Source organism: Actinoallomurus iriomotensis (assembly GCF_030269445.1).
Classification (GTDB): domain Bacteria; phylum Actinomycetota; class Actinomycetes; order Streptosporangiales; family Streptosporangiaceae; genus Actinoallomurus; species Actinoallomurus iriomotensis.
Window position 1 is genome coordinate 1 of record NZ_BSTJ01000024.1, and the last position, 21,495, is coordinate 21,495.

General features: G+C 71.1%; 9 protein-coding genes and 1 pseudogene. 5 read left to right on the forward strand and 5 right to left on the reverse strand.

What is annotated here, in order from left to right:
• Positions 1 to 127, forward strand: a pseudogene (locus QSK37_RS50375) (integrase core domain-containing protein); the annotation flags it as partial.
• Here the strand turns inward: QSK37_RS50375 and QSK37_RS50380 are convergent.
• The 4 genes from QSK37_RS50380 to eccCb all read right to left on the reverse strand — a co-directional run bounded on the left by QSK37_RS50380 (position 124) and on the right by eccCb (position 17,682).
• Complete coding sequence (locus tag QSK37_RS50380; RefSeq protein ID WP_285636958.1) at positions 124 to 2,271, reverse strand: right-handed parallel beta-helix repeat-containing protein; 2,148 nt, start codon at positions 2,269 to 2,271, stop codon at positions 124 to 126. The pseudogene QSK37_RS50375 and the gene QSK37_RS50380 overlap by 4 nt on opposite strands.
• Before the next feature lie 30 nt (positions 2,272 to 2,301).
• Positions 2,302 to 11,802, reverse strand: coding sequence for a hypothetical protein (locus QSK37_RS50385; RefSeq protein WP_285636961.1), 9,501 nt, complete (start codon positions 11,800 to 11,802; stop codon positions 2,302 to 2,304).
• 12 nt (positions 11,803 to 11,814) lie between these two features.
• Positions 11,815 to 13,578, reverse strand: a complete 1,764-nt coding sequence (locus tag QSK37_RS50390; protein ID WP_285636963.1) for a hypothetical protein — start codon at positions 13,576 to 13,578, stop codon at positions 11,815 to 11,817.
• Positions 13,579 to 13,713: 135 nt separating this feature from the next.
• The gene (gene eccCb, locus QSK37_RS50395) at positions 13,714 to 17,682 is read right to left on the reverse strand and encodes a type VII secretion protein EccCb (protein WP_285636966.1); all 3,969 of its coding nucleotides are present in this window, start codon (positions 17,680 to 17,682) and stop codon (positions 13,714 to 13,716) included.
• A 173-nt stretch (positions 17,683 to 17,855) separates the two neighbouring features.
• Between eccCb and QSK37_RS50400 the strand changes: the two genes are divergently transcribed.
• From QSK37_RS50400 to QSK37_RS50410, 3 genes are read left to right on the forward strand one after another with little or no spacing between them, the layout of a single operon-like run.
• Complete coding sequence (locus tag QSK37_RS50400; protein WP_285636969.1) at positions 17,856 to 18,224, forward strand: WXG100 family type VII secretion target; 369 nt, start codon at positions 17,856 to 17,858, stop codon at positions 18,222 to 18,224.
• 23 nt (positions 18,225 to 18,247) lie between these two features.
• A complete protein-coding gene (locus tag QSK37_RS50405; protein WP_285636972.1) occupies positions 18,248 to 18,556 on the forward strand; it encodes a WXG100 family type VII secretion target in 309 nt (102 codons plus the stop codon).
• A gap of 29 nt (positions 18,557 to 18,585) precedes the next feature.
• The gene (locus tag QSK37_RS50410) at positions 18,586 to 19,878 is read left to right on the forward strand and encodes an EsaB/YukD family protein (RefSeq protein ID WP_285636975.1); all 1,293 of its coding nucleotides are present in this window, start codon (positions 18,586 to 18,588) and stop codon (positions 19,876 to 19,878) included.
• 10 nt (positions 19,879 to 19,888) lie between these two features.
• Here QSK37_RS50410 and QSK37_RS50415 read toward each other — a convergent pair whose 3' ends face one another.
• On the reverse strand, positions 19,889 to 20,665 hold the full coding sequence (locus tag QSK37_RS50415) for a hypothetical protein (RefSeq protein ID WP_285636978.1): 777 nt from the start codon (positions 20,663 to 20,665) through the stop codon (positions 19,889 to 19,891).
• 164 nt (positions 20,666 to 20,829) lie between these two features.
• Here QSK37_RS50415 and wrbA point away from each other — a divergent pair, with 164 nt between their 5' ends.
• On the forward strand, positions 20,830 to 21,441 hold the full coding sequence (wrbA, locus tag QSK37_RS50420) for an NAD(P)H:quinone oxidoreductase (RefSeq protein ID WP_285636981.1): 612 nt from the start codon (positions 20,830 to 20,832) through the stop codon (positions 21,439 to 21,441).
• Positions 21,442 to 21,495 lie beyond the last annotated feature (54 nt).

Genomic DNA, 21,495 nt, shown 5'->3' on the forward strand with positions numbered 1-21,495 from the left:
AGAGACCGAACGACGCCAAGCCTTCCCCGAGTGGCTGCACACCTACAATCACCACCGCGCACACACCGCGCTAGGAGGCCGACCACCCGCCAGCCGCATCCCCAACCTCACGGGACAGAACACCTAGGGCTCGAGGTCGGCGGGCAGCAGGGCGAGCAGTTCGTCGCGCGTCGGCTCGGCCACGGCCGAGAGCCGCCGCGCCTGCCGCTGGATCATCTCCTCGAGCACGACGCGGGCCGTACGGCCGTTGCCGAAGTGCCGGTCGCGCGGGATGGCCGCGAAGTGGCCGAGCAGCGCGAACTCGGTCTCCTCGGCCAGCTCGTAGTGCAGCTTCCCGGCCTGTTCGCCGACGATCGTGACGAGTTCCTCGGAGGAGTAGTCCTCGAAGGTGATGGTCCGGGTGAACCGCGACGCCATACCGGGGTTGACGGACAGGAACCGGTCCATCTCGTCCGGATAGCCGGCGACGATGACGATCACCTCGTCGCGGTGGTCCTCCATCAGCTTGACGAGCGTCCCGATCGCCTCTCGGCCGAAGTCGTCGGAGCCAGAGGAGAGCATGTACGCCTCGTCGATGAACAGCACACCACCGCGCGCCTTGTCGAACGCCGCCTGCGTCTTGGGCGCCGTGTGCCCGACGTACTCCCCGACCAGATCGACCCGGCTGACCTCGACGAGATGCCCCTTGGCGAGCACACCGAGAGCGGCGAGGATCTTCCCGTACATGCGCGCCACGGTCGTCTTGCCGGTGCCGGGACTGCCGGCGAAGACCAGGTGCCGGCTGAGCGGAGGAGGCGGCAGCCCGGCCCGCTCCCGCTGCTTCGCGACGAGCGTCAGCTTCACCAGATCGCCGACCTCCTGCTTGGCCCGTGCCAGCCCGACGAGGCCGTCCAGCGCGGCGAGCAACTCGTCAAGATCGTCCACGGCGGGCGAGACGGTGCCATCCGCCGTCTTGCCGCCGCCGCGTCCGGAGTGCGGTTCCGTGTCGGCCGCCGGCCGATCGACGCGTGTCAGGGCGCCTTCGGCGGTGCCCAGAACGAGCGTGTAGCGGCCCTCGCCGTGCGTACCGCCGGCGATCCCGACCGGAACGGCCTCCGTCTCGTTGATCAGGCAGTCCTCCAGTGAGCCCGCGGCGCCCTCCTCGGTACGGATGCCCTCGCCCGGCACGTGCGAGACCGTGCACCGGCTGAGGTGCGGCGCGCCGCCCCGTCCGATGCGGATCCCCGCCCGGCCCGGGCCCGTACGGGAGACGACGCACTCGTCGAACGATCCCCCGCCGCCCTCCACCGTGATCCCGTACTCGGCCACGTCGGAGACGATCACCCGCCGTACCACCGGATCGCCGCCCTCGACCGCCATTCCACTGCCGCCGCAGGCCCGTACGAGACAGTCCTCGAACGTCCCGCGCGCACCGGCGATCTGGATTCCGGACGTCTGACCGCGTTCGACGGTGACCGAGCGGATGACCGGATCCGCGCCGCGCGTGACGTACACACCGTGCCCGCGCACGTCGTCCACCTGGCAGTTCTCGATCAGCCCGGTCGCGTCCTCATCGATCCAGACGCCGTGGCTGTCGCACCCGGAGATCCGCAGGCCGCGCATGACCGGGTCGGCGCCGCCGTCGACCGCCACGGCGGGCTGGCCGGCTCCGGAGACGACACAGTCGTCGAAACTGCCGCGCCCTCCGCCGGTGACATAGATTCCGTTGCCGTCGGGCCCCGTAACGGCGCAGCCGGTGACGACCGGGTCGGCGGCCGCGGTCACCAGGACCCCGCCGCGCCCGGCCGTGACGCGGCATCGCTCGACGCGGCCCCGCGCGCCGTCGCGGACGCTGATCCCGAATCCGGCCGAGGTCACGTCACAGTCCCGCAGCGTCGGGCTGCCACCGGTCATGGCGACTCCGCCCGCGTGCTCGGCGGTGATCTCACAGGACTCGATCGTGCCCGCGTCGATCCGCACCGCCGGCTCACCGGCGTCGCCACCGCGCACGGACAGCCCGCGGACGGTGGCCGACGCCGCCGAGACCGACAGTGTGACTCCATAGTGCGACTGGACGAGCACCGGACCGGCGGCCTCGCTCGCCGCCTCGATCGTGACGTTCTTGGTCACGGTGAGGTTCTCGACATAGGTGCCGGGCATCACCACGACCCGGTCGTCGTCCGCCGCCGCCTCCAGGGCCGCACCGATCGAGGCGAAGCCGCCCCACTTGCCGCGCTCGACCCGCAGGGTGCGGAGGCCGGGTGCCGGTTCGGCGAACTGCGCGGCGGTCATGGCCGCAGGTCCTTCCATCGTGCGCCGTCCTCACTTGGTGCCGGGCTCGGGTTCGTCGGGGCTCAGGTGTGGTTCGTCAGCGGTTCGCGTGATCGGCATCAGGCGCAGCTTCCGCGGTCCGGGAGGGTTCTGGGGCCGCGCGTCGTGCCGCGACGGGAGGCCCTGAGGTGGCCGTTCGCGCAACGGACGCGACCACGAACCCGACGGCTCCGGCTGGAGGACGACGCGCCGCGGGAGTGCGTCCGGCCGTACGCGCGGGCGACCGTCCGTGTCCCCTGGAAGCGACGGCCGTGGCCGGGGCGGCACTCGGAACGCCGCCTGGGGCCGGGCCTCACCGGCGGCACCGCCCGGGGTGTGCGCGCCGGGTACCGGCTTGGCGGGGACGTCCGGGACCGGCAGGCGGCCAAGCCACTTTCGCAGCTCACGGATTGCCGGCGCGTGCCGCTGGAGGACCTCACGGGGGATGGCGCCGCTGCCGTCCGCGAGCCGCTGGACCCGGCCGACCAGCGTCTCGATCCTCGCCTGCTCCTCCGGCCCGATCGCGCCCGCTTCGACCGCGGCCCGGACACGCTTGCCCGCATCGGTGACGAGGGCGCGCATCTCGCCTCGGAGCACGTCCGCGACCTTGGGCGGAGTCTCCCCCGCGGGAGGAGGCACGGGCGACGGGTTCTTCAAGGATTCCAGTAGGCGGCCGATCCGGGTCTCCTCGGCCGCCTTCGCCTCCGCGGTGGCGAGGGCGGCCCGTTCGGTGGCGGCGAGACGCTCGTGGATGACGTTCTTGACTCCCGGCGTCTTCAGCAGGAGCCGCCGGCCGTAGTGCTCGATCCAGGGCTTGAGATCAAAGGTGCGGACCCGGTTCCACGGCACGGTCCCCGGGCTCGGTCCCCAGCCGAGGAAGCCGTGCAGGTCGGGGTGGATCCGGACTCCGCCGATCACGTCGGGGACGCTGGCGAACAGGCCGGTCAGCGCCTCGGCCCCCACGGTCCAGTCCGGCTGGAGGAAGTGACCGGTGTGCGGGTCGAAGAAGAGGGAGAACTCTCCGGTGACCTGGACGAGACCGACGCCACCGAACTGGAACAACGCCGGGCGCTCGTTCGGCGGGATCCCCGGAACGGTGGCCGCCACCTGCACCGTGGGGAACGTCGCGAGTTGCACGCCCCACTTGGTGTAGAACTGCTCGGTCTGGAAGACGTCGCCGGCGGGACGCAGCTCTGAGGCGGGGGTCTCGTACACCCAGAAATCGCGTGGTCCCGGGCCGTACCTCGTGACGATCGTCTCCCGGCCGACCTGGTCGTAGAGGTGGAAGTCGCGGCGCAGCCCCGGAATGTACTGCAGGTCGAGGTTGGGCCCCACCGGCACCGACACCTTGAGGGTGATCGGGCCGAGCTCGATCGGCACGTCCACCGGTTTGAGCATGTGCCAGAACGGCAGGATGCCGTCGCCGAGTCCGCCGTCGATCCGCAGCATGCTCAGGCCGCCCTCGGTGACGCGGCCGCTGTCGATGATCAGCGACTGGTGCCGGTAGACCTCCACCGTCAGCTCCACGCCGTTCGGGGTCGCGACGGTGTGGCGGCTGTGCAGGATCTTGGAGTCGACCGGCAGGATCCCCCCGATCGGGTCGGGCCACGGCTGCCTTCCCGTGAGCCAGTCCTTGATGATCTCCCGATGGGTGAGATGGACCTTGCGGATCACGGGCACGTCGAGATCCGTCGTGGTGACGCCCTGCCAACTCCGCGGGTCGCCGAGCGTCGCCGCCACATGGCCGCCGAGCAGGCCCTTCCGGCCACCGCCCATGACCTGGGCCATGTGGCGGAACAGCTCCCGGCCGTCGGCGGCGTCGAGCCGCTGCGCCTCGCCGCGGGTCTGGATGTAGGTCTCATCCTGGCGCCGTTGCCAGTCGAGATTCACGCGTTCGTTCGCGACCGGCCGGTACGCCTCGCCGACATGCCTGGAGGCCACGTCGATGACGTCGCCGTTCCACAGAGAATGCAGGGCCGGCGCCTCGTCGATCGCCGCCTGGACGAACGCGACGTCCGGTCGTGCGGCCATCTCGTCGGCGATCACCTTCTCGGCGAGCGGCTCCACCGGATCCAGTAGCTTCTTGATCTGTACGGTCAGGTCCGCCTTCTTCGCCCGGAGCCGGGCGGCCTTGACCGGATCCGTCGTCTCCAGCTTGGCGGCCTGCCGTTCGAGGTGACCGAGTCTCCACAGCTTGGGCGACGCCTTCCGTGAGTCGGCCAGGGCGGCTCGTACGGTCCGGCTGCGCGGGTCGACGGGAAGCGGCCGGGTCGGCTCGGGCGAGTGCTCCACCGGACCGTGGACGCCGGCCTGGCTCAGGATGGTCTCCGGCTCGCCCGCTCGGCGCACCTGGTCGAGAAGTCCGGCCAGGGCATCGTCGTCCCCGGCGGCCGCCTTCCGCAGGGCGTCGGGGTCGAGTGCCACGTGACCCTCGTCGTGAAGTTTCCACAGCTTGGTGACGAGCCGGTGCAGTGCCCTGCCCCGCTCCTGCTCCGACGCCGCCGGCCCGGCGTCGATCCCGGCCAGCCGCCCGAGCGCGTACTCCACGGACCGGGTCGCCCCGGGCACGGATCGCAGCGAGCCGAGCGCTCGTTCGAGCTCGGCCAGCCTGCTCTCCAGCTCGGTCACCCGGGCGGTGTCGCCCGCGTGGCGGGCGGCGTCGGCCTGGGCACGGACCTCGTCGATGTGGGAACGCAGGTCGGTCATGGCGCGCCTGCTCTCGATCCACCGCAGCTGGTCCCTGGCCCGGCCGAGATCGTCGAGGATGACCCCGGCCGCCGTCCCGTCCCCCCGGGACGTCGCCTCCGCCAAGGCGGCCTCCAGCCCACCGACCCGCGTGCGCGACACCGCCTCCTCGACCGGCAGGAGCTCCGGATGTGCCTGGAGGTACCGCCGACCGGCGCGGTCGAGGCGGTCACGCTCGCTCAGCGCGGCCTCCAGCCGGGCGACCACCTCCTGGTGTCGCGCCTGAGCGGCGTCACCGGCCGGACTCTCCGTGTCCAGCCGATGGAGTTCGGAGCGCAGCTCGTGGACGGTGCGCTCCACCTCGGGCAGCCGGGAGAGCAGGTCCGTACGGAGCGCCTCGGAACCGCCCTCGGCGAGGCCCGCCAGCCCGTGCCGGCTCAGATACTCGTGGACCTTCACGGCGTCGATCACGGACTGCCGTACGTCCTCGGCCATTCGCCGCTGCGCCTCGGGCAGTGCCGCCGGATCGGCGAAGTCCTTGAACAGGTCGTCAACGGCTGAGGTCATCTCCGCCGACAGCGTCACCACCCGCCGGGCGCGGTCCACCAGCCGCTCCAGCCGGGCGACCTCCTCGATGTCGCCCAACGCGGTGCGGCTCAGCCGGTCGAGGGATTCCTGCCGGAATCGGAGCACGTCATCTCGGCCGATGGGGCCGCGGACGGGCATGCGCAGTGCCGTCGCCCGGAACTCCGCCAGCTTGGCGCCGGCCGCGTCGAGATGTCCCTGGTAGGTCCGCGTGAGCCGCCGTACGAGCTCCATCGACTCATGGATCCGCGTGAGCGGTGATTTCGCCAGCTCGGCGAGCCGGGCCGTGACGGTCTCGAGGTGTTGTCTCCGCGTCGCGATGCTCGCCTCGACGTTCTCCGCCTGGGCGGGGAGGTGCGTCTCCGGCGCCGGCTCGGTGGACGCCGGTCGATGTTGTTCGGGGAGCGGCCGCGCCTCCGGGACCTCGACGTCCACGCGCTTCGCCACCTGCGTGGCGATCGCGTCCGGCTCCGTCCCCACGGTGGCCTTCGTGTCCCGTTCGGCCTGGTGGGTCGCGAGAACGATGCGTCCGCTCCTCGCCTCGACGAACACGATCGACTTCGTCGTCACGGTGCCCTTTCCCTCCCCGTCGGCGTGGGGAAGGGTCGCGTGCACCTCGACCATGACGCTGCCATTCCGCATCCGCTCGATGGTCGCGACATGACCGGCCCGCATCGCCTCCGCGACGGAGCGCATATAACCGCCGGCCGGAAAGTTGCGCTCATTCGGTGAGGGCACCAGGCCGGGCGCGTGTTTGTGCGGGTGGTAGGCGGCTGCCGCGGGATTGCCGAAGTTGATGTCGTCGGCGATGCCGATCAGTTTCGCGTGGATCTCCTGGGCGAACCGCTGCCGCACCATCGGATCGTCGAAGTCCACGGCGGCCAGCTCCTGCAGGAATGCCTCCGAGACGAAGTTGTTCGGCTTCGCCGAGGCCTGCGCGAACTCGAGTCGGAAACGTTCGCCGATGATGTCGTCGAACTTCCGCCCATAGGCCACGAGCGCGGCCGAGTCGTTTCGCTGCAGAGGAGCCAGGGGCCGACCGCTGTCGTCGACGTGACCGAACCAGTCGGGATGCAGGGTGAACTCGGTGAACAGCGCACCGTAGTACTCGTAGAGATTGCCGAACTTCGTCTGGTCCAACGGCAGGGCGGTACGCCGCGCGTATCGCAGCGCGAACGCGCTCGCCTTCCGGACGAGCCGGGTGTTGGCCGCCCTGAGATCCTCGTACGCCCGCAGCTTCGCCGGATACTCCGCCATCTCCTTCGCGTAACGCGGAAGCTTGTACTTCTCGTGGATCTCCAATGCCTGGCGGTACTTCTCCCACTGCTTCGGTGCCTGATCCTCGGGAACGCCGGGCGGCGCGGGCTCCTTCGGCGCCACCGGTTCTCTGGGCGGCTTCGGCACCGTGACGAAGGGATTCCTGAGAACGGCATCGACGATGCGCTTGATGCCGGCCGGATTGTCAGGACCGAAGATCTCGTGAAGCGTGATGTCGGAGAATCCCGCCCCGCCCTCCTTGCCCAGCAGCTTGAGCACCTTGTCGAGTCCCGCGACGTCCGCCACCTTGTCGCGGAAGCGCGGCGACGGAAGCAGCTTGACCTCATCGGCTTCCAGGCCGGCCGACTCCCGGTGCGACAGGTCATCGGCGAGCGGAGACGCGGTGCCACCCCTGAGATGCTGTTCCAGCAGCTGCAGGCGTTCGCCGAGGGCCTCGCGCAGCTGAGGAGTGGGGGTCTCGGCGAGATCCGCGGCGATGTCCTTGACGTCGCCGATCAGGCTGGCGCGCGCGGCGTCCGGGGGGAGCCGCGAAGAGTCGCGGGCGAGCGCGTCGACGAGGCCGTCCAGCCGAACGACCAGGTCCTCATCAGGCGTGGTCAGCAGGTCCCGGAGAGCCGCGATGCGCGGTCCGACGTCGATCGATGTCCCGGCAGGTGGCAGCCCGAGCACCGCCCGTACGGCGTCCGGCACCTCGTACTCGTACGGGTGGAGCCCCTGCTCGATGAGGATCGCCGACTTCTGCCCCGGCGACATGCCGAGAAACCGAAGATCGCCCATGGACGGGCCGGTCGCCGGCAGCCAGTGGGGATGGACGTGCATCCAGATGCGTTTGATCGCCAGCGATCCGTCGTCGAGCAGAGCGTACTTACCGGCCTCGACGATGTGGAAGCTTCCGTCCTCGAACTCGACGACATTGTGCTCGAGATGGGTGTCCAGGTTCAGGTGCCACAGCGCCTTCCACAAGCGCTCGAAGGCCGGCGAGTCGGGGTGGAGGACCGCCGACGGATCGACGTCGGGAACGACCACGAGCTTTCCTGGAGCGGCCCATGGAAGCTCCGGATACACGTCTCCCGGCGGAAGGTTGTTCGGGCCGAAGTCCTGCCCCTTGGGCAGCGGCTCGACCGGACCGTACGGGTTGAGCGGCCGGGTGGCATTCGGACTGAGCGGCTTCAGGCCGTTGTTCTTGGAGAACACCTCGGCCTGCGGATAGTCCGGAACGTTGTTCCCGCCCGGCTCGGCCTGGGTGAGCACCCGGGGCTTCGGTAGGGGCACCTTGGCGGCCGTCTGTTCCGGCGATGTGGCGATCTTCGGTACGACCTGTTCCGGCTTGCCGGAGGTGACCCCGACCTCGCCCACCTTCATCGTCTCCGGCTGGACCCGCGCGGACTCCGCGCCGACCACGTCGACCGGTCTGCCCGACACCTGCTCGAGGAGCCGCTGGATCGGACCGAACACCTCCGAACGTTCGGTCTCGCTCAGCGACTCCAGCGGCCCGTACGTGCGGGTGCCGTCGGGCAGTGTCCTGTCGACCATCGGCTCGTGCAGCACGAGCCGCGCCTCGCCGTCCCCGCCCAGGACGTACCGCGTGGTCCAGCTGATCTCATACGCCGCGTTCTCCGGCGTGACGTCCGGCGGGACGTGCACCGTGACCCTCTTGTCTCCGCCGGGCAGGAGGGCCGCGCCGTGGATGGCGCGCATGTCCTCGACGCGGACGCCGTACGCGCCGCCTTCGCCCGGCGCGTGCGCGACCTTGGGCGGGTTCAGCACGACGTCGAGTTCGCCGTTGTGGACGGTGAGCGACCCGGGGAGCCGTTCGGCGATTCCCCGGAGCGTCTCCTCCGCCTGCGCGACGACGACCTCTCGCGGAATCCGGCCGCGCAACGCCTCGGCGTTCTCTCCCGGCGCCAGGCGTAGCGTCACCTCACCCGTCCTGATGTCGACGTCGCCCGTGACGTCGACGAACGCGGTCGTGCCCTCGTGCTCGATCGGGAAGGAGAACCGCTGGATCTCCCCGCCGGTCTGGTACACGGCCGCGACGTACTCGGCGACCTCGCCCCGGCCGAACTCCGGTACCGAGGACGGCTGCCGGACGGGGGCGGGCAGGACGGGCGGTCTCCCGGACTCGACCGGTGGGAAGAGTTCCGCGCCCGTCGGCGCGACGACCGGCGCCGTATGGACGGGAAGGTCCGGTATGTGTGCGAGCAGAATGTTCTCTCCCCGAACGCCGGGCCCGTCGCCGTGGATCACTTCGACCCGGCGACCGAGCGCGTCCGCGAGGTCGGTCACCAGCGACCGCATCCGGTTCACGGCCTCGTGCTCGGGCATCGCGTCACCCTCGACTTCGAGGTCGGTCAGCCGGATGGTCTCCCGCCGTCCGGGCTCGCGGACGACCCGCGGCGTGAATGAGACCCGCGTCCCCTCGCCTAGGTCCACCGTCGTCCGTACCGGCTCGCCGCGCGCGACGGAGATCGACTCGAGAACCTGGTGGAACGCGTGCGCCCCCTCACTGGGATGGAACCCGAACGCACGGCTTCCGGCCTCCCCGCCGGGGACCTCGACACGGAAGCCGGTCCCGGTGGCGTCGGCGATCTTCCGAAGGGAGTCCTCGATCCCCGGGGCGAGCCGCGTCCGGTCGAGCGCCGCGGCCGGTCCGTCCGGATCGAGGGTGAGCGTTGTGGCCCTGGTCGCCGGGTCCCGGGTGACGGTGACCGTGATGGGGTCCTTCGTCCCTGGCACCGGCATCCGGAACGTCTCCCGGCCACCCGGGGCGACGCTCGTGAAGGCATCGACCGCGCCTCGCATCCAGTCCGGGTGGACCGACCCCAGCACGCTGTTCAGCGACTGCGCCGTGGCGAGGTCCGGTGTGACGCCAGGCGTCTCATCGCTCGCGCCGTGCTGCCGCTGCTCGGGCGCGTCCGGGAGGGACGGCGCGGTGTGCTCGGTGGGCTGGAGTTCTGAGACGGGCGTCGCGTGGGCCTGCTCGCGCGTGGTGGGGACGACCGGCGTGACCTGGCCCTTATGGAGGGTGAACAGGGGGTTCTCGCGCTGCTCCCACATCGTCCCCGTCTCTCGGCGGGTGGGGAGCCGGTACTCCGATGTGGGCGCTCCGCGGCCGGTGCGGTCGACCGGGGTGTCGGCCGCCGAGTAGGTCGCGTCCTTGGTCTCGACGGTGGTCCGGTGGCCCGGGTCGTCGGTCATCGTGAGGAGACCGTCACCGTTCTGGCGAAGCGTGCCGACGCGATCGAGGTGACCGTCCGGGCCGAGGGCGTAGAGGTCGACGGCGCGGTCGCCACCGGGACGCATGACGGACGTGACGATCCCCTGGTCGTTCACGGTGACCACGGATCCCTCGGGCAGTCGCAACACCGAGGGGTCGAGGGTCCCGCTCTTGCCGTCGTACTGGATGATCTTTCCGGTCTCGGGGTCGACGGTGATCGAATGGTCGAGCCGGTGCTGGGTCTGGTAGATCCCGTGCTCGTCCCGGATCTCGGCCGTGCCGTTGGCGTAGTAGGTGGCCTGCCGCTCGAAGTGCTGCTGACCGGCGCCGTCGACCCCGTAGCTGGTGAGGGTCTTCGTCGGCATCTGAACGTCGGTGAGCTTGCCGGTCTTGGGATCCACCAGCCGCACGGTCTGCGTGCCGTTCGTGAGATGGTCGACGTGCGTGCCGGCCAGGGTGACCTTCTCGAACCCGCCGTCCTTGTACGTGACGTCGATGGCCCCGTCGTTCCAATGACCGGTGCCGACCTCGCGTCCGGTCCGGGGGTCCAGGACGCTCAGTGTGCCGTTGTGCTCGGTGAACTGCCAGGTCTTCGTGTATCCACCCGGGTGGTCCTGCCGGACGGTGAACCCGTCGGGCGGCGGAGTGTGCGGCGGGTGGAAGCCGGAGAAGACACCGATGGCGACGTTCTGCGCCGACTGCTCCCAGTTCCAGCCTTTCTGCCAGCCCATCGCGATGTGGAAGCCCTGGAGCGCGGCATCCGTGCCGAGGCCGGTGCCGATCGCCAGCGAGGCGTTGATGGCCCGCTGCCCCGCGCCGGACTGCCAGAACTCGCTGTCCTTGGTCAACGCGTTGATCTTCGGCGTCGCCCAGTGGGTGAAACCCTCCGACGCGGCGCCCACGGCGGCCGACTCGATGACCTCGACGACGTTGATGTTCGCCTGGAACGGCGGGGGCTCCTCGCCCATCATCGAGCTGTAGATCTGGTTGAAGGCGTTCTGGTTGAAGATCTGGAACCCGATGTCGATGCCGGCGCCGACGATGGCGCCCTTGAGCAACTGGAGCGCCAGATTCTTGGCCGTCATCTCCGCGAGGTTCTTCAGAGCGGCGGTGATTGACGTCTTGACGAACTGGACGGCCACTTCCTTCGCGGCCTGGACGCTGACCTCCTCGACCCCCTTCATGAAGATCATCTCGCCGATCTTCCCGAACAGCCCGGCGATCGGAACGAGGACCGTCACGACGGTGAGGACCACGTCGATGACCTGCAGGACCAGGTCAGTGAACAGCAGGGACCCCACCGCGTTGGCGAGGCCCTCCATCTGGTCGGCCGCGTCCAGGCTGCCGTCCTTGAGGATCAGCAGCATCTCCGCCGGTGGCTGCTCCTGGTCGTCCAGCCTCGTGAGCTTCTTCGCCCCGTACGACAGGCCTGAGTACCAGTTGGCCCTGTCGCCGCTGAAGTCCCGTGCCCACTCGCGGACGAAGGAGTCCCGTCCGTCTCCGACCCACGACTTGAGGTCGTTCTTGACGTCGTCGGTCCCCTGGTCGATCACCGTCTGTACGGTCGCGGCGAAGTCACGGAACGCCTGCGCCGCGTCGTAGAGCGGCTGGACCCTGCTCTTGATCCAGGGGATGTGCTGCCACGCGTAGTCCTGGGCCTGCTGTGCCGTCCACTGGCCGCCGTTGGCGGGATAGCCGCTCGTGGGCGTCGGGGTGGGCGTGGGACTCGGTACGGCGGGATAGGTCATCGTGGCCCCGCCTCAGCTCTTCTTGAAGAACGGGCTGCGCGGATCGCTCGTGTCGAAGTACCAGTACGGGTAGTGATCCGACATGTCCTGCCCGTTCTGGTAGCGCGCCTGGTCCATCGCCGACCTCGGGTCGACCGCCGTCACCCCGAAGGGGGCGAGGTTGGCGTTCTCCTGCTGGATGTACGCCGAGGCCGTCTGGCGCAGACCGCCGGCCTGGGCGGTGAGCCCGTTCATGACCTGGAGCGCGGCGTCGCTGTGACTGTTCGTCGTGTCGGTGTACTGCTGGTGGAAGTCCGCGAGGTTCTCGTCGTCCCCGAAGACGTCGTCGACCTTCAGATCGGCGATCTTCCCGTACAGCTTCGCCCAGGCGCCGGACAGCGTCTGGTACAGGTCGTCCATGTGCCCGGCCAGGGTTCCGAGCTCGTTGACGTTCACCGAGAACGAACTGGCGATCCCGTAGATCGTGGCGGCGGCCTCGACCGGCGTCAGGTGCTGACCGTTGACGTCGTAGCCGTCCTTCTGCCAGAAGGAGTCAGGCAGCAGGGGAATGTCCTTGCCGTCCGCCGGCGGAAGCTTGACGCCGTTCTTGGCCATCTCGTCACGGAGGATCTTGTCGCGCTGCTCGGGGGTCAGCGACAGCGGGTCGTACCAAAGCCGCTGGTCATCCGTCATCTCCGGGTAGGTGTAGTCGTAGGTGTACGTCGGCTCGCCGCCCGGCGTCTGTGTCGCCGACCGCGGCTGGACCCCATCGGCCGGTGTGGTGTCGTCCTGCCCCGCTCCCTGCGCCGTGGCGTCGGTCCCGGTCGCCGGCCGTTCCGCCGAGAGCGGGACCACGTTCCCGGAGGCGTCGGTGGTGGCGACCGGATTCCCGGACGCGTCATAGAGGATCGATCCCGGGGCATCCGACGACGGCGTGCCACCGGAAATCGGGCTGAACCGCCCAGAGTCGTCCACGGTCCCCGCCGGATGACCGGACGAGTCGTACAGGACGGTGGGAGCGGCGTCGGCCGACGTGGCCCGGTCGGAGATCTCGCCGCCGAGCGGCTGGCTGGACGTGTCGTACGGCCGGTCTCGCGTGTCCTGAGAGCCGGTCCAGCCGACCGTGTCCTGCTGGGGCGAGGCAGGGTCCGTTCCGTGATGCCCGTGCGTGCTCGGGGTTCCGGCGGCGGTGGGCGACTGCGCGGCCGGGTCCGGCACCTGCTTGCCGGGCGAGCCGGGGTCGGAGCCTTGCATCAGTGACGCGGTCCCCGGATCCAGGGGCGTGTATCCCTGGTCGCCCGGCCCCGGTGGAACACCTGCCCCGGGGTGGACCGGACCCTGATGCGAGGTGTGCGAGGAGGGAGCGTGGCCATCGGCATGGCCCCCGCTGAGCAGACCTGCGGCGGCGACGCCGCCCAGGCCCGCCGCCGCCCCCAGACCGAGCGTCCGGGCCGGGCCGGCCCCGCCGGTTCCGGCGGAGTCCGGCGGGCCGGCGTGTGGATCCGTCCCAGGGTCGGCCGGTTTCTTCGACCGCACGGTGGGCGTACCCGTCCCAGGGACGGCCGGGCGCCCTGCCGTGGGCGTGGACGGCTCGGCGCGTACGGTCGATCGTGTCCGCGCCTCAGGCGCGGCCAGGGCGTCGTCCGGCGTCTCGCCGATCGCGACCGCGGCGCCGACCGCGGCACCCGCGGCCAGAGTCTTCGCGCGCTCCGCGTCATCGCCGTCCCGGACGGCGCGCTCGTCCGGCTCGGTTCCCTCCTCGGGCGCGGGTCCCGGGCTGTTGACCTCTTCTGCCACAACACCACCCCGATCAACGTCTGAGCTGGGATGCCCGGGTGAGCGCGCGGCACGGCGAACGCTTCTCGGACGCATCCCATGATGAGAGCCCGATGTGCGCGATCCCGAAGGTCAGAACACGCACCGTCTCCACGCTCACGACGCGGGCTCATCGCCCGCGGCGAGCGGGTCCACCGGCGCCTGTGCGGTCTGCACGAGCACCGGACGCTGCTTGCGGCGCACCAGGAGCCCACGCCCCGGCGGTTGTGCCGTCGCACGCACGTTCCCGAGTACCGGCCCCTCGCCGGGATCACCGGACATGACCAGTCCGGGCTGGCGGAGTTCGCGCAGCCGGCCGAGCAGCGGCTCGAAGCCGCCGCGCGCCATCCCGCCGACCCGCCTGGCGAGCACCACGTGCAGGCCGAGGTCATGCCCTTGCGCGAGCAGGTCGACCAGAGGCAACAGGGGATTGCCCGACGGCGAGGCGACGAGGTCGTAGTCGTCGACGACGACATAGAACTCCGGGCCGGTCCACCACGAGCGCTCCGCCAGGACCTTCGGGGTCAGCGTGGCCGGGGGCAACCGCTCGACGATGCCGTCGGCGAGCTCCTTGACCGCCGCGGCCGCCGCCGGAGCCGCGCCGCAGTAGGCCCAGGTCTGCTCCTGCCGTACGGCGCCGAGCAGCGTGCGCCGGTAGTCGATGACGAGGAACATCGCCTCCTGGCCGCCTCTGCGAGCCTGGAGTCCGGCGAGCCAGGACCGCAGGAACGTGGTCTTGCCCGACTCGGCGTCGCCGAGCACCACGAAGTGCGAGTCGGCCCCGGCGAGGTCGAGGTGGACGGGCCCGAGCTCCAGCTCGTCGATGCCGATCGGCACCCCGCGTTCGGTGTCCTCACCGGGCCCGGGCAGGTGGGCGTGCGACAGCTCGGCCGGAAGCAGCCGGATCGGCGGTGCGGCCGGTCCCTGCCAGGCCGACGCCGCGGCACTCACGACCTCCTCGACGGACGTCCCGAGTTCGGGGAGCGCCACTTGGACGTGGTCGCCCTCCATCGTGAGCGCGCGTCCCGGCGCACCGGAGGGCAGGGACGCCGCGGCCTTGCGGTTGATCTGTGAGTCGGCGGGATCGTTGAGGCGGAACTCCATCCGGCCGCCGATGTTGTCGCGAAGCTGCGGGCGCAGCTCCATCCACCGGTTCGCCGCGATGACCAGGTGAACGCCGACGCGCTGCCCGCGCGCGGCGATGTCGAGAATCTGCGGATCGAGATCCTCGAGCTCGGTGCGCACGGCGCCCCAGCCGTCGATCACGAGCAGGACGTCGGCGACGGCCTCCGGCGGAAGGTCCCTCTCGCCGCGACGGCGGCGCATGGTCTCGGCGGAGTCGATCCCCAGCTCGCGGAACCGTTCGTCGCGCTCGTCGACCAGCTTCCAGATCTGCCCGACCACGCGGCGAACCTTGTCGGGCTCCAGCCGTCCGCTGACCGCGCCGACGTGCGGTGCTCCGGCCAGGGCGAACAGCGACCCGCCGCCGTAGTCGATGACATAGGCGTTGAGCTCTCGCGGTGTGTGGGTGACCAGGGCGGACAGCAGCATGGTGCGCAGGAACGTGCTCTTGCCGGTCTGCGGCGCCCCCACCACGGCGAGGTGGCCGGCCCACCGGGTGAAGTCGACGCCGAACGGACGCTGTGCCTGGGCCTCGGGCAGATCGAGGACGCCGACCGGCACCGCGCCCAGGCCCGCACCGGTCCAGCCGCGGGCCTGGAGTCCACGGCGCGGATCACGCTCAAGCGGAGGGAGCAGGCGCCCGAGCGGGATCTTCGGGTCCAGCGGCGGAAGCCAGACCTGGTGAGCGGGTGACGCGCCGGCGGCACGGATCAGCGTGACCGCGGTCGCCATCTCGGTCGGCCGCTCACCGTCACCCGATGCCGGGGCGGCCGATGCGGGCTCCGGCTCGGCCGACACCGCGCCGGCGGTGAACAGGGCGGTGCGTGGGGTGTCATCCGGCATCTCCTCGGGCGTCATGTCGGGGGCCGAGACGAGCGCGGAGCGGAACCGGTCGTAGATGGTGGTGTCGACCTTCAGGTAGGCCGAGCCCGGGACCGGGGGCAGGTGGTAGGCGTCCGGTTCGCCGATGACGACGTTGCTCTCCACCGAGCTGAACGTCCGCAGGCAGATCCGGTACGACAGGTGACTTTCCAGACCGCGCAGCCGCCCCTCCTCCAGACGCTGGCTGGAGAGCAGCAGGTGCATGCCGAGGCTGCGGCCGAGCCGCCCGATCGCCACGAACAGCTCGATGAAGTCGGGCCGGCCGGCCAGCAGTTCCCCGAACTCATCGACCACGATCAGCAGGTACGGCAGTGGGGGCGCGTCGGGTCCGAGCAGGCCCGCGGTCCGGCGGCGCTGGTACTCGCGGACGTTGTCGACGTCCCCCGCGTCGCGGAGCAGTTTCTGCCGGCGCTGCTGTTCACCGAACAGCGCCAGGTACATCCGGTCGACCATGGTGAGGTCGTCGGCCAGGTTGGTGATCATGCCGGCGACGTGTGGGAGGTCGGCGAGCCCGGCGAACGCGGCGCCGCCCTTGAAGTCGACCAGGACGAGGCTGAGCACGTCCGGCGGGTGGGTCAGCGCCAGGGCCGTCACGAGAGTGCGGAGCAACTCGCTCTTGCCGGAACCGGTCGCACCGACGACGAGGCCGTGCGGCCCCATGCCCTGCATGGCCGATTCCTTGAGGTCGAGGATCTCCGGCTGTCCGTCCCCGCTCACCCCGATCGGCACCCTGAGGACGTCGTACGGCGATGACAGCGTGGACCACATGTGGGTCACGTCGAGATGGCGGGCGGCGGGCGTGCCGAGGAGTTCGACCAGCCGCGTGGTCTCACTGAGCGCCGTGCGTGCCGCGGGGTCGTCGAGACGCAGTGGCGCCAGGCTCCGGGCGATCGCCGTGCGGAGCACGGGGTCCGATGGATCCGCCTGCCCGGTCGCCTCGCGGTCGGGCGACTCGAGCGTGAAGGCACCGTCGTCGGCGACCCGGACGCGGGTCTGGACACGCGGCGGCTCGTCGCGCTGCACCTCGACGCAGAAGACGACGCTGACCTCCAGGGCGGGAGCGCGTTCGGCCAGTTCACCGAGGATGTCCAGGCGACCGGCGGGGGACGCGGCGCCATAGCCGTCGACGATCACGAGCAGGCGGCGGCGCGACTCATCGGCGGGCTGCTCGGTGAACGGCGAGGTACGGCGGCGCGCCTGGTCCCGGCGGCGTTCGAGATCCTCGGCGAGCAGTTCTCCGAACCCGTCGCCATCGGGCAGGGCGAGGACCGACTCGCCGGCTCTGGCGTGCGGAAGCCACTTCACGAACTCCCAGTCCTCGACCTCTTTCGGATGGCACACGGCGACGAGCAGGTCGTCGGGGGCACAGAACGTCGTCAGCTCGGTGACGAGGTCGACGGCCATCGCCCGCGTGCGCACGGCGGATCCCACCAGGCTCACCACCGGCGTCTCGCGAAGGTCCAGCAGGATCGGCTGGCCGGACAGCCGGCCCGCTCGGGCGATCAGCCGTTCGGCCTCGGCGCGCAGTTCGGTGCGTCCTGCGGCGAACGGACCGTCGCCGGTCGCCTGGAACCCGATCGGGGTCGCCAGCGGCACGTCTCCCGTGCCGATCCGTACCGTGAGGAAGTCGGGGTGGTCGGGCCGCCGCTCCCACACGCGGACGCGGCTCCGGCAGATCGCCCAGCGGCCCCGCGCGTCCGGGTGGGCGAAGCCGGAGCCGACGGCCTGCATCGAGGCGACGGCGCGAGCCTGCGCGGCGGTCTTTCGCAGGTAGGCCCGGTACTCCGTCGCATCGGCCCGGCTCTTGCGACGCACCAGCGCCCGCTGCTGGTGAAACATCGCGAAACTCATGCCGATCGAGCCGACGGCCATCGTCGAGCCGATGACGATGTACAGGGGTCGCGGGTTGTAGAGCATGAACATCATGCCGCTGACGCCGCTCATCATCGGCAACAGCAGCTGGAACCACGAACCCGGCGGTGGCGCGGGGGGCTCGGCCGGTGGCGGGACGAGGACGATCGGCTCGGTGGGTACGGCCGGCGGCAGCACGCGGGCGGGCCGGTGCAGCAGGACACGGCTCATGGACACATCCAGGCGTGAGACGGACGACGCGGTGGTGGGACGACCCGCGACACCGTCCGGCCCAGTATCTCCCCGGACCCCCGCGCGTTCCGAGGGAGCGGAACGCGCGGGGCGGCTTCGTAATCTCGCGGCGGGACGACCGCGACGCACCACTTCGCAGAGGGGAGAGTTCGTTGGGACTCAGGACCGGACCGCAGACCACGCCGTACCCCGGGGGCGGCGCTCCCGGCGGCAGCCGGCTGAACACCGACCTGGGCGCCATGGTGAGCGCGCAACAGTACGTGCACGACGTCGCCGACCTCATCTACGGCGAGATCCAGCGGCTCATGAGCACGATCGACGGGCTGAGCGACAACTGGAGGAGCTCGTCCGCCAGCGCGTACAACACCGCGATGGGCAACTGGAACACGCAGGCCACCGAGCTGAAGAACGCCCTCTACAACATCGGTGACGGGCTCGCGCAGAGCCACAAGACCTACAACGAGATGGAAGAGAACAACCGCCTCGGCATCACCCAGGCCGCCGCCGGCCTGCCGTACTGAGGCAACGATCCGAGGAGGAGACGATGGGCACACCCGCCGATGACGGAGTCATCACCGTCCACTTCCCGTGGATGGACACCGCGGCCGAGGATGTCCGCGCCTGCCACAACACGCTCATTCAGCAGCAGGAGGACCTCAAGGGCTTCCTGAGCCGGCTGCGTGGTGAGTGGCGAGGCGTGGGCGGAGAGAGCTGGGACCACGCGCAGCAGCGGTGGCACAACGCCGCTGATGGCCTCTACCTGGTGCTCGGCCAGCTGTACCAGGCGCTCACCGACGCGCACACCAATTACACGACCAGCGAGAAGGCGATCGAGAGCTTCTGGAGCTCCTGAATCGGCCCTGCGGAGGAGGAACCGGGAAGATGCGCGGAGACCTGTCGGCCGTCACCGTCCACGCGACCGGCCGTCGCGTGGACCTGGTCCTGCCGAACACCGTGCCGATCGCCGAGCTGACGCCCACGATCGCCGAGCTGTGCGGCAGCGGTGAGGACGACGTCCGGCCGGCGGCGTGGACGCTGTCACGCGTCGGCCGGGAGCCGTTCTCGCTGAGCGCGACCCTGGCCGATGTGTCCGTGGTGGACGGCGAGGTGCTGCATCTCGTCGACCCGGGTGTCTGGACCTCGCCGATCCCGTCGCGGCTCGATGAGCCGGTCGTCTCCACGGCCACCGGTGATCGGGAGTGGTCCTCCCGGCGGTTGCTCGAACCGGTGCTCGGCGTGCTGAGCACGGCGCTGTCGCTCGGTGCGGCCGGGTTCGTCGCGGTGCGGCCGGCGCTGCGCCACGGCGCGGGGCCGGCGCTGCTGGCAGCGGTGGCCGCCGTTCTCGCCGCCGCCTATCTCCTGCCGGCCGGGGAACGCCGCCGGTTCGGCCGTCCCGCGTTGGCGGCCGGCGCCTGGGGACTGGCGGCCGTGGCCGGCTGGGCGCTGGCCGGTGGCCGGTTCGACGCCGCCGGTGGCTGCGGCGCCGCCATCGCGCTGGTCGTGACGGTCCTGGCGTCGGCATCCATGCTGGCGCCCGTGGTCCTCGGCGCGGCGCTGGCCGGCGCCTTCGGCACTGTGGGATTCCTGCTGGCCGCCCTGGGCCTGCGGCCGGTGCAGGCGGCCTCCCTGGTGGTCATGTCCGGTGCGGTCCTGGCGCGCTGTCTGCCCCGCCTGCTGAGCGACCGGCTGTCCCGCCGGACGGCCGGCGCGGAAGCGGGACGGGTGACGGAGTTCGCCCGCGCCTCGCGTTCGCTGCTGGTCTCGCTGACCTCGGGCTGCGTCGCCGCCGTCGTCGCGGGGTCCGTGCTGCTGGTCGCGGCCGGTGACCCGCTCACGATCGCGCTCGCCGCCGTGGCGGGCGGGATGCTCGCGCTTCGCGCGCTGACCTACCGTTTCGCCCGTGAGGCCGCGGCTCCGGCGATCGGCGCCTGTCTCACCCTGGTCGGCGCGCTGCTCGGCGTCGCGGTCACGGTGCCGGCCGCCGGTGCGGGCGCCCTGCTGCTGATCCTCGCCGGAGTGGGGACGGCACTGCTCACGTTCGTGCCACTCGGGGACGGCGTGCGGCGCACGACGATGTGGTGGACGCTGCTCGACGTCTGTGCCGCTCCGCTGACGCTCTATTCTCTCGGCGTCCTCGACGCCCTCAGCCGAAGCATGGGCGGCCTGTTCGGCTGAGCGCCTCCCCTCAGCTCCAGAGGAACTCGGCCTGCGCGGCGGCCATGCGGTCGCAGGAGTCGTCCGCGCAGGCCTGGGCGGCCGCCTGGTCGGTGTACGGGCGCAGGTAGGTCATCTTCACCCACGCCGAACCGGTGCGGCGGTCCGGTGTGCCGATGGTGAAGGTCGCGGGCAGTTCGTACCAGCCCTGGTACTCCTGTTCCGCCACGTCGAAGGTCGCGACGTTCGACGCGCTCCCCGCGGTCGAGGTGACCGTGACCCGCACCCACGCGCCGGCCTGGGCCTGCGGGATCCACAGGCGGACCTTGATCTGGTCCCACCGCGCGCCGCCCGCCGGCCGGCCGAGGTTCCACTCGTACCAGGCGTTCCGGTCGGTGGTGGTGCGCACCGGCCCGGTGTACTCCGGGTAGCCGCCGCTCGCGGCCGGGGACCACGCGCCGCCCGACGTCGAGCAGCACGCGCCGCCGGGGCCGGCGATCGCGTGGTTGGCGTAGGTGAGATCGCCGCCTCCGCTCTGCGGTGTCTGCTGGGGGGCCATCGACGCCTGTCCCGCCGGAGCCTGTCCGGCGGCGGGCTGCCCGGCCGTCGTCGCCGGACCTCGCGCCGTGCCCAGCGGGTCCTTCTTGATCTGGGGGATCACCGCGGCGGCGACGACCACGACGGCGGCGGCCGCCGCCGCGCCGAGCGCCGGCCCGAGCCGTACGCCCGGTCTGCGCACGTCGGACTCGACCGTCTCGGCGAAGGCCCAGCGGTCGACCGTCTCTTGGGAGGGGTCCTGCTGCGTCACGTGGCGCCTCACATGCCTGCCGATGAGCGTTGCCCTCGCACCGTACGGGCCGGCGCGGTGCGTTCCGGCTCACCGGAACGCGCACCCGCGGGACCGCGTCCGCCTCACATTCCGAGCGGCTGTGTCGTCGTAGTGCGGAGACGAACCGCGAAGGAAGGAAACCGATGTTGGAACCGGTCAACGTCGCGATCATTTACTACAGCGCCACCGGCACGGTGCACGCCCTGGCGCGAGCCGCCGCCGAGGGCGCGGAGAAGGCCGGTGCGCACGTGCGGCTGCGCAAGGTCGCCGAGGTGGCCCCGCCGGAGGCGATCAGCGCCAACCCGGCCTGGGCCGAGCACGTACGGGACACCGCCGACGTCGCCGAGGCCCGCCTCGACGACCTGGAGTGGGCCGACGCGATGCTGTTCGGCACCCCCACCCGCTTCGGCAACCCGGCCGGCCAGCTCAGGGCGTTCCTCGACACCACCGGTCCACTGTGGTTCCAGGGCAAGCTCGCGGACAAGGTGTACTCGGCGTTCACCGCCTCCAACACCGCCCACGGAGGGCAGGAGTCCACCCTCCTGGCGCTGGGGAACACCTTCTACCACTGGGGCGGCATCATCGTGCCACCCGGTTACACCGACCCTGTCCAGTTCCAGTCGGGCAATCCCTACGGCACCTCCCACGTCGCCGGCGACGGTCCGCCCGGCGAGGTGGTCCTGCGGGCGGCCCGGCACCAGGCCCGTCGCGTCGTCGACACCGCCGCGTCGCTCAAGGCGGGCCGCGCCGCCTGACGCGGATTTGCCGGAGTAGGCCGCGTATCGGGGGTTGCACCGGCGCGGACGCGT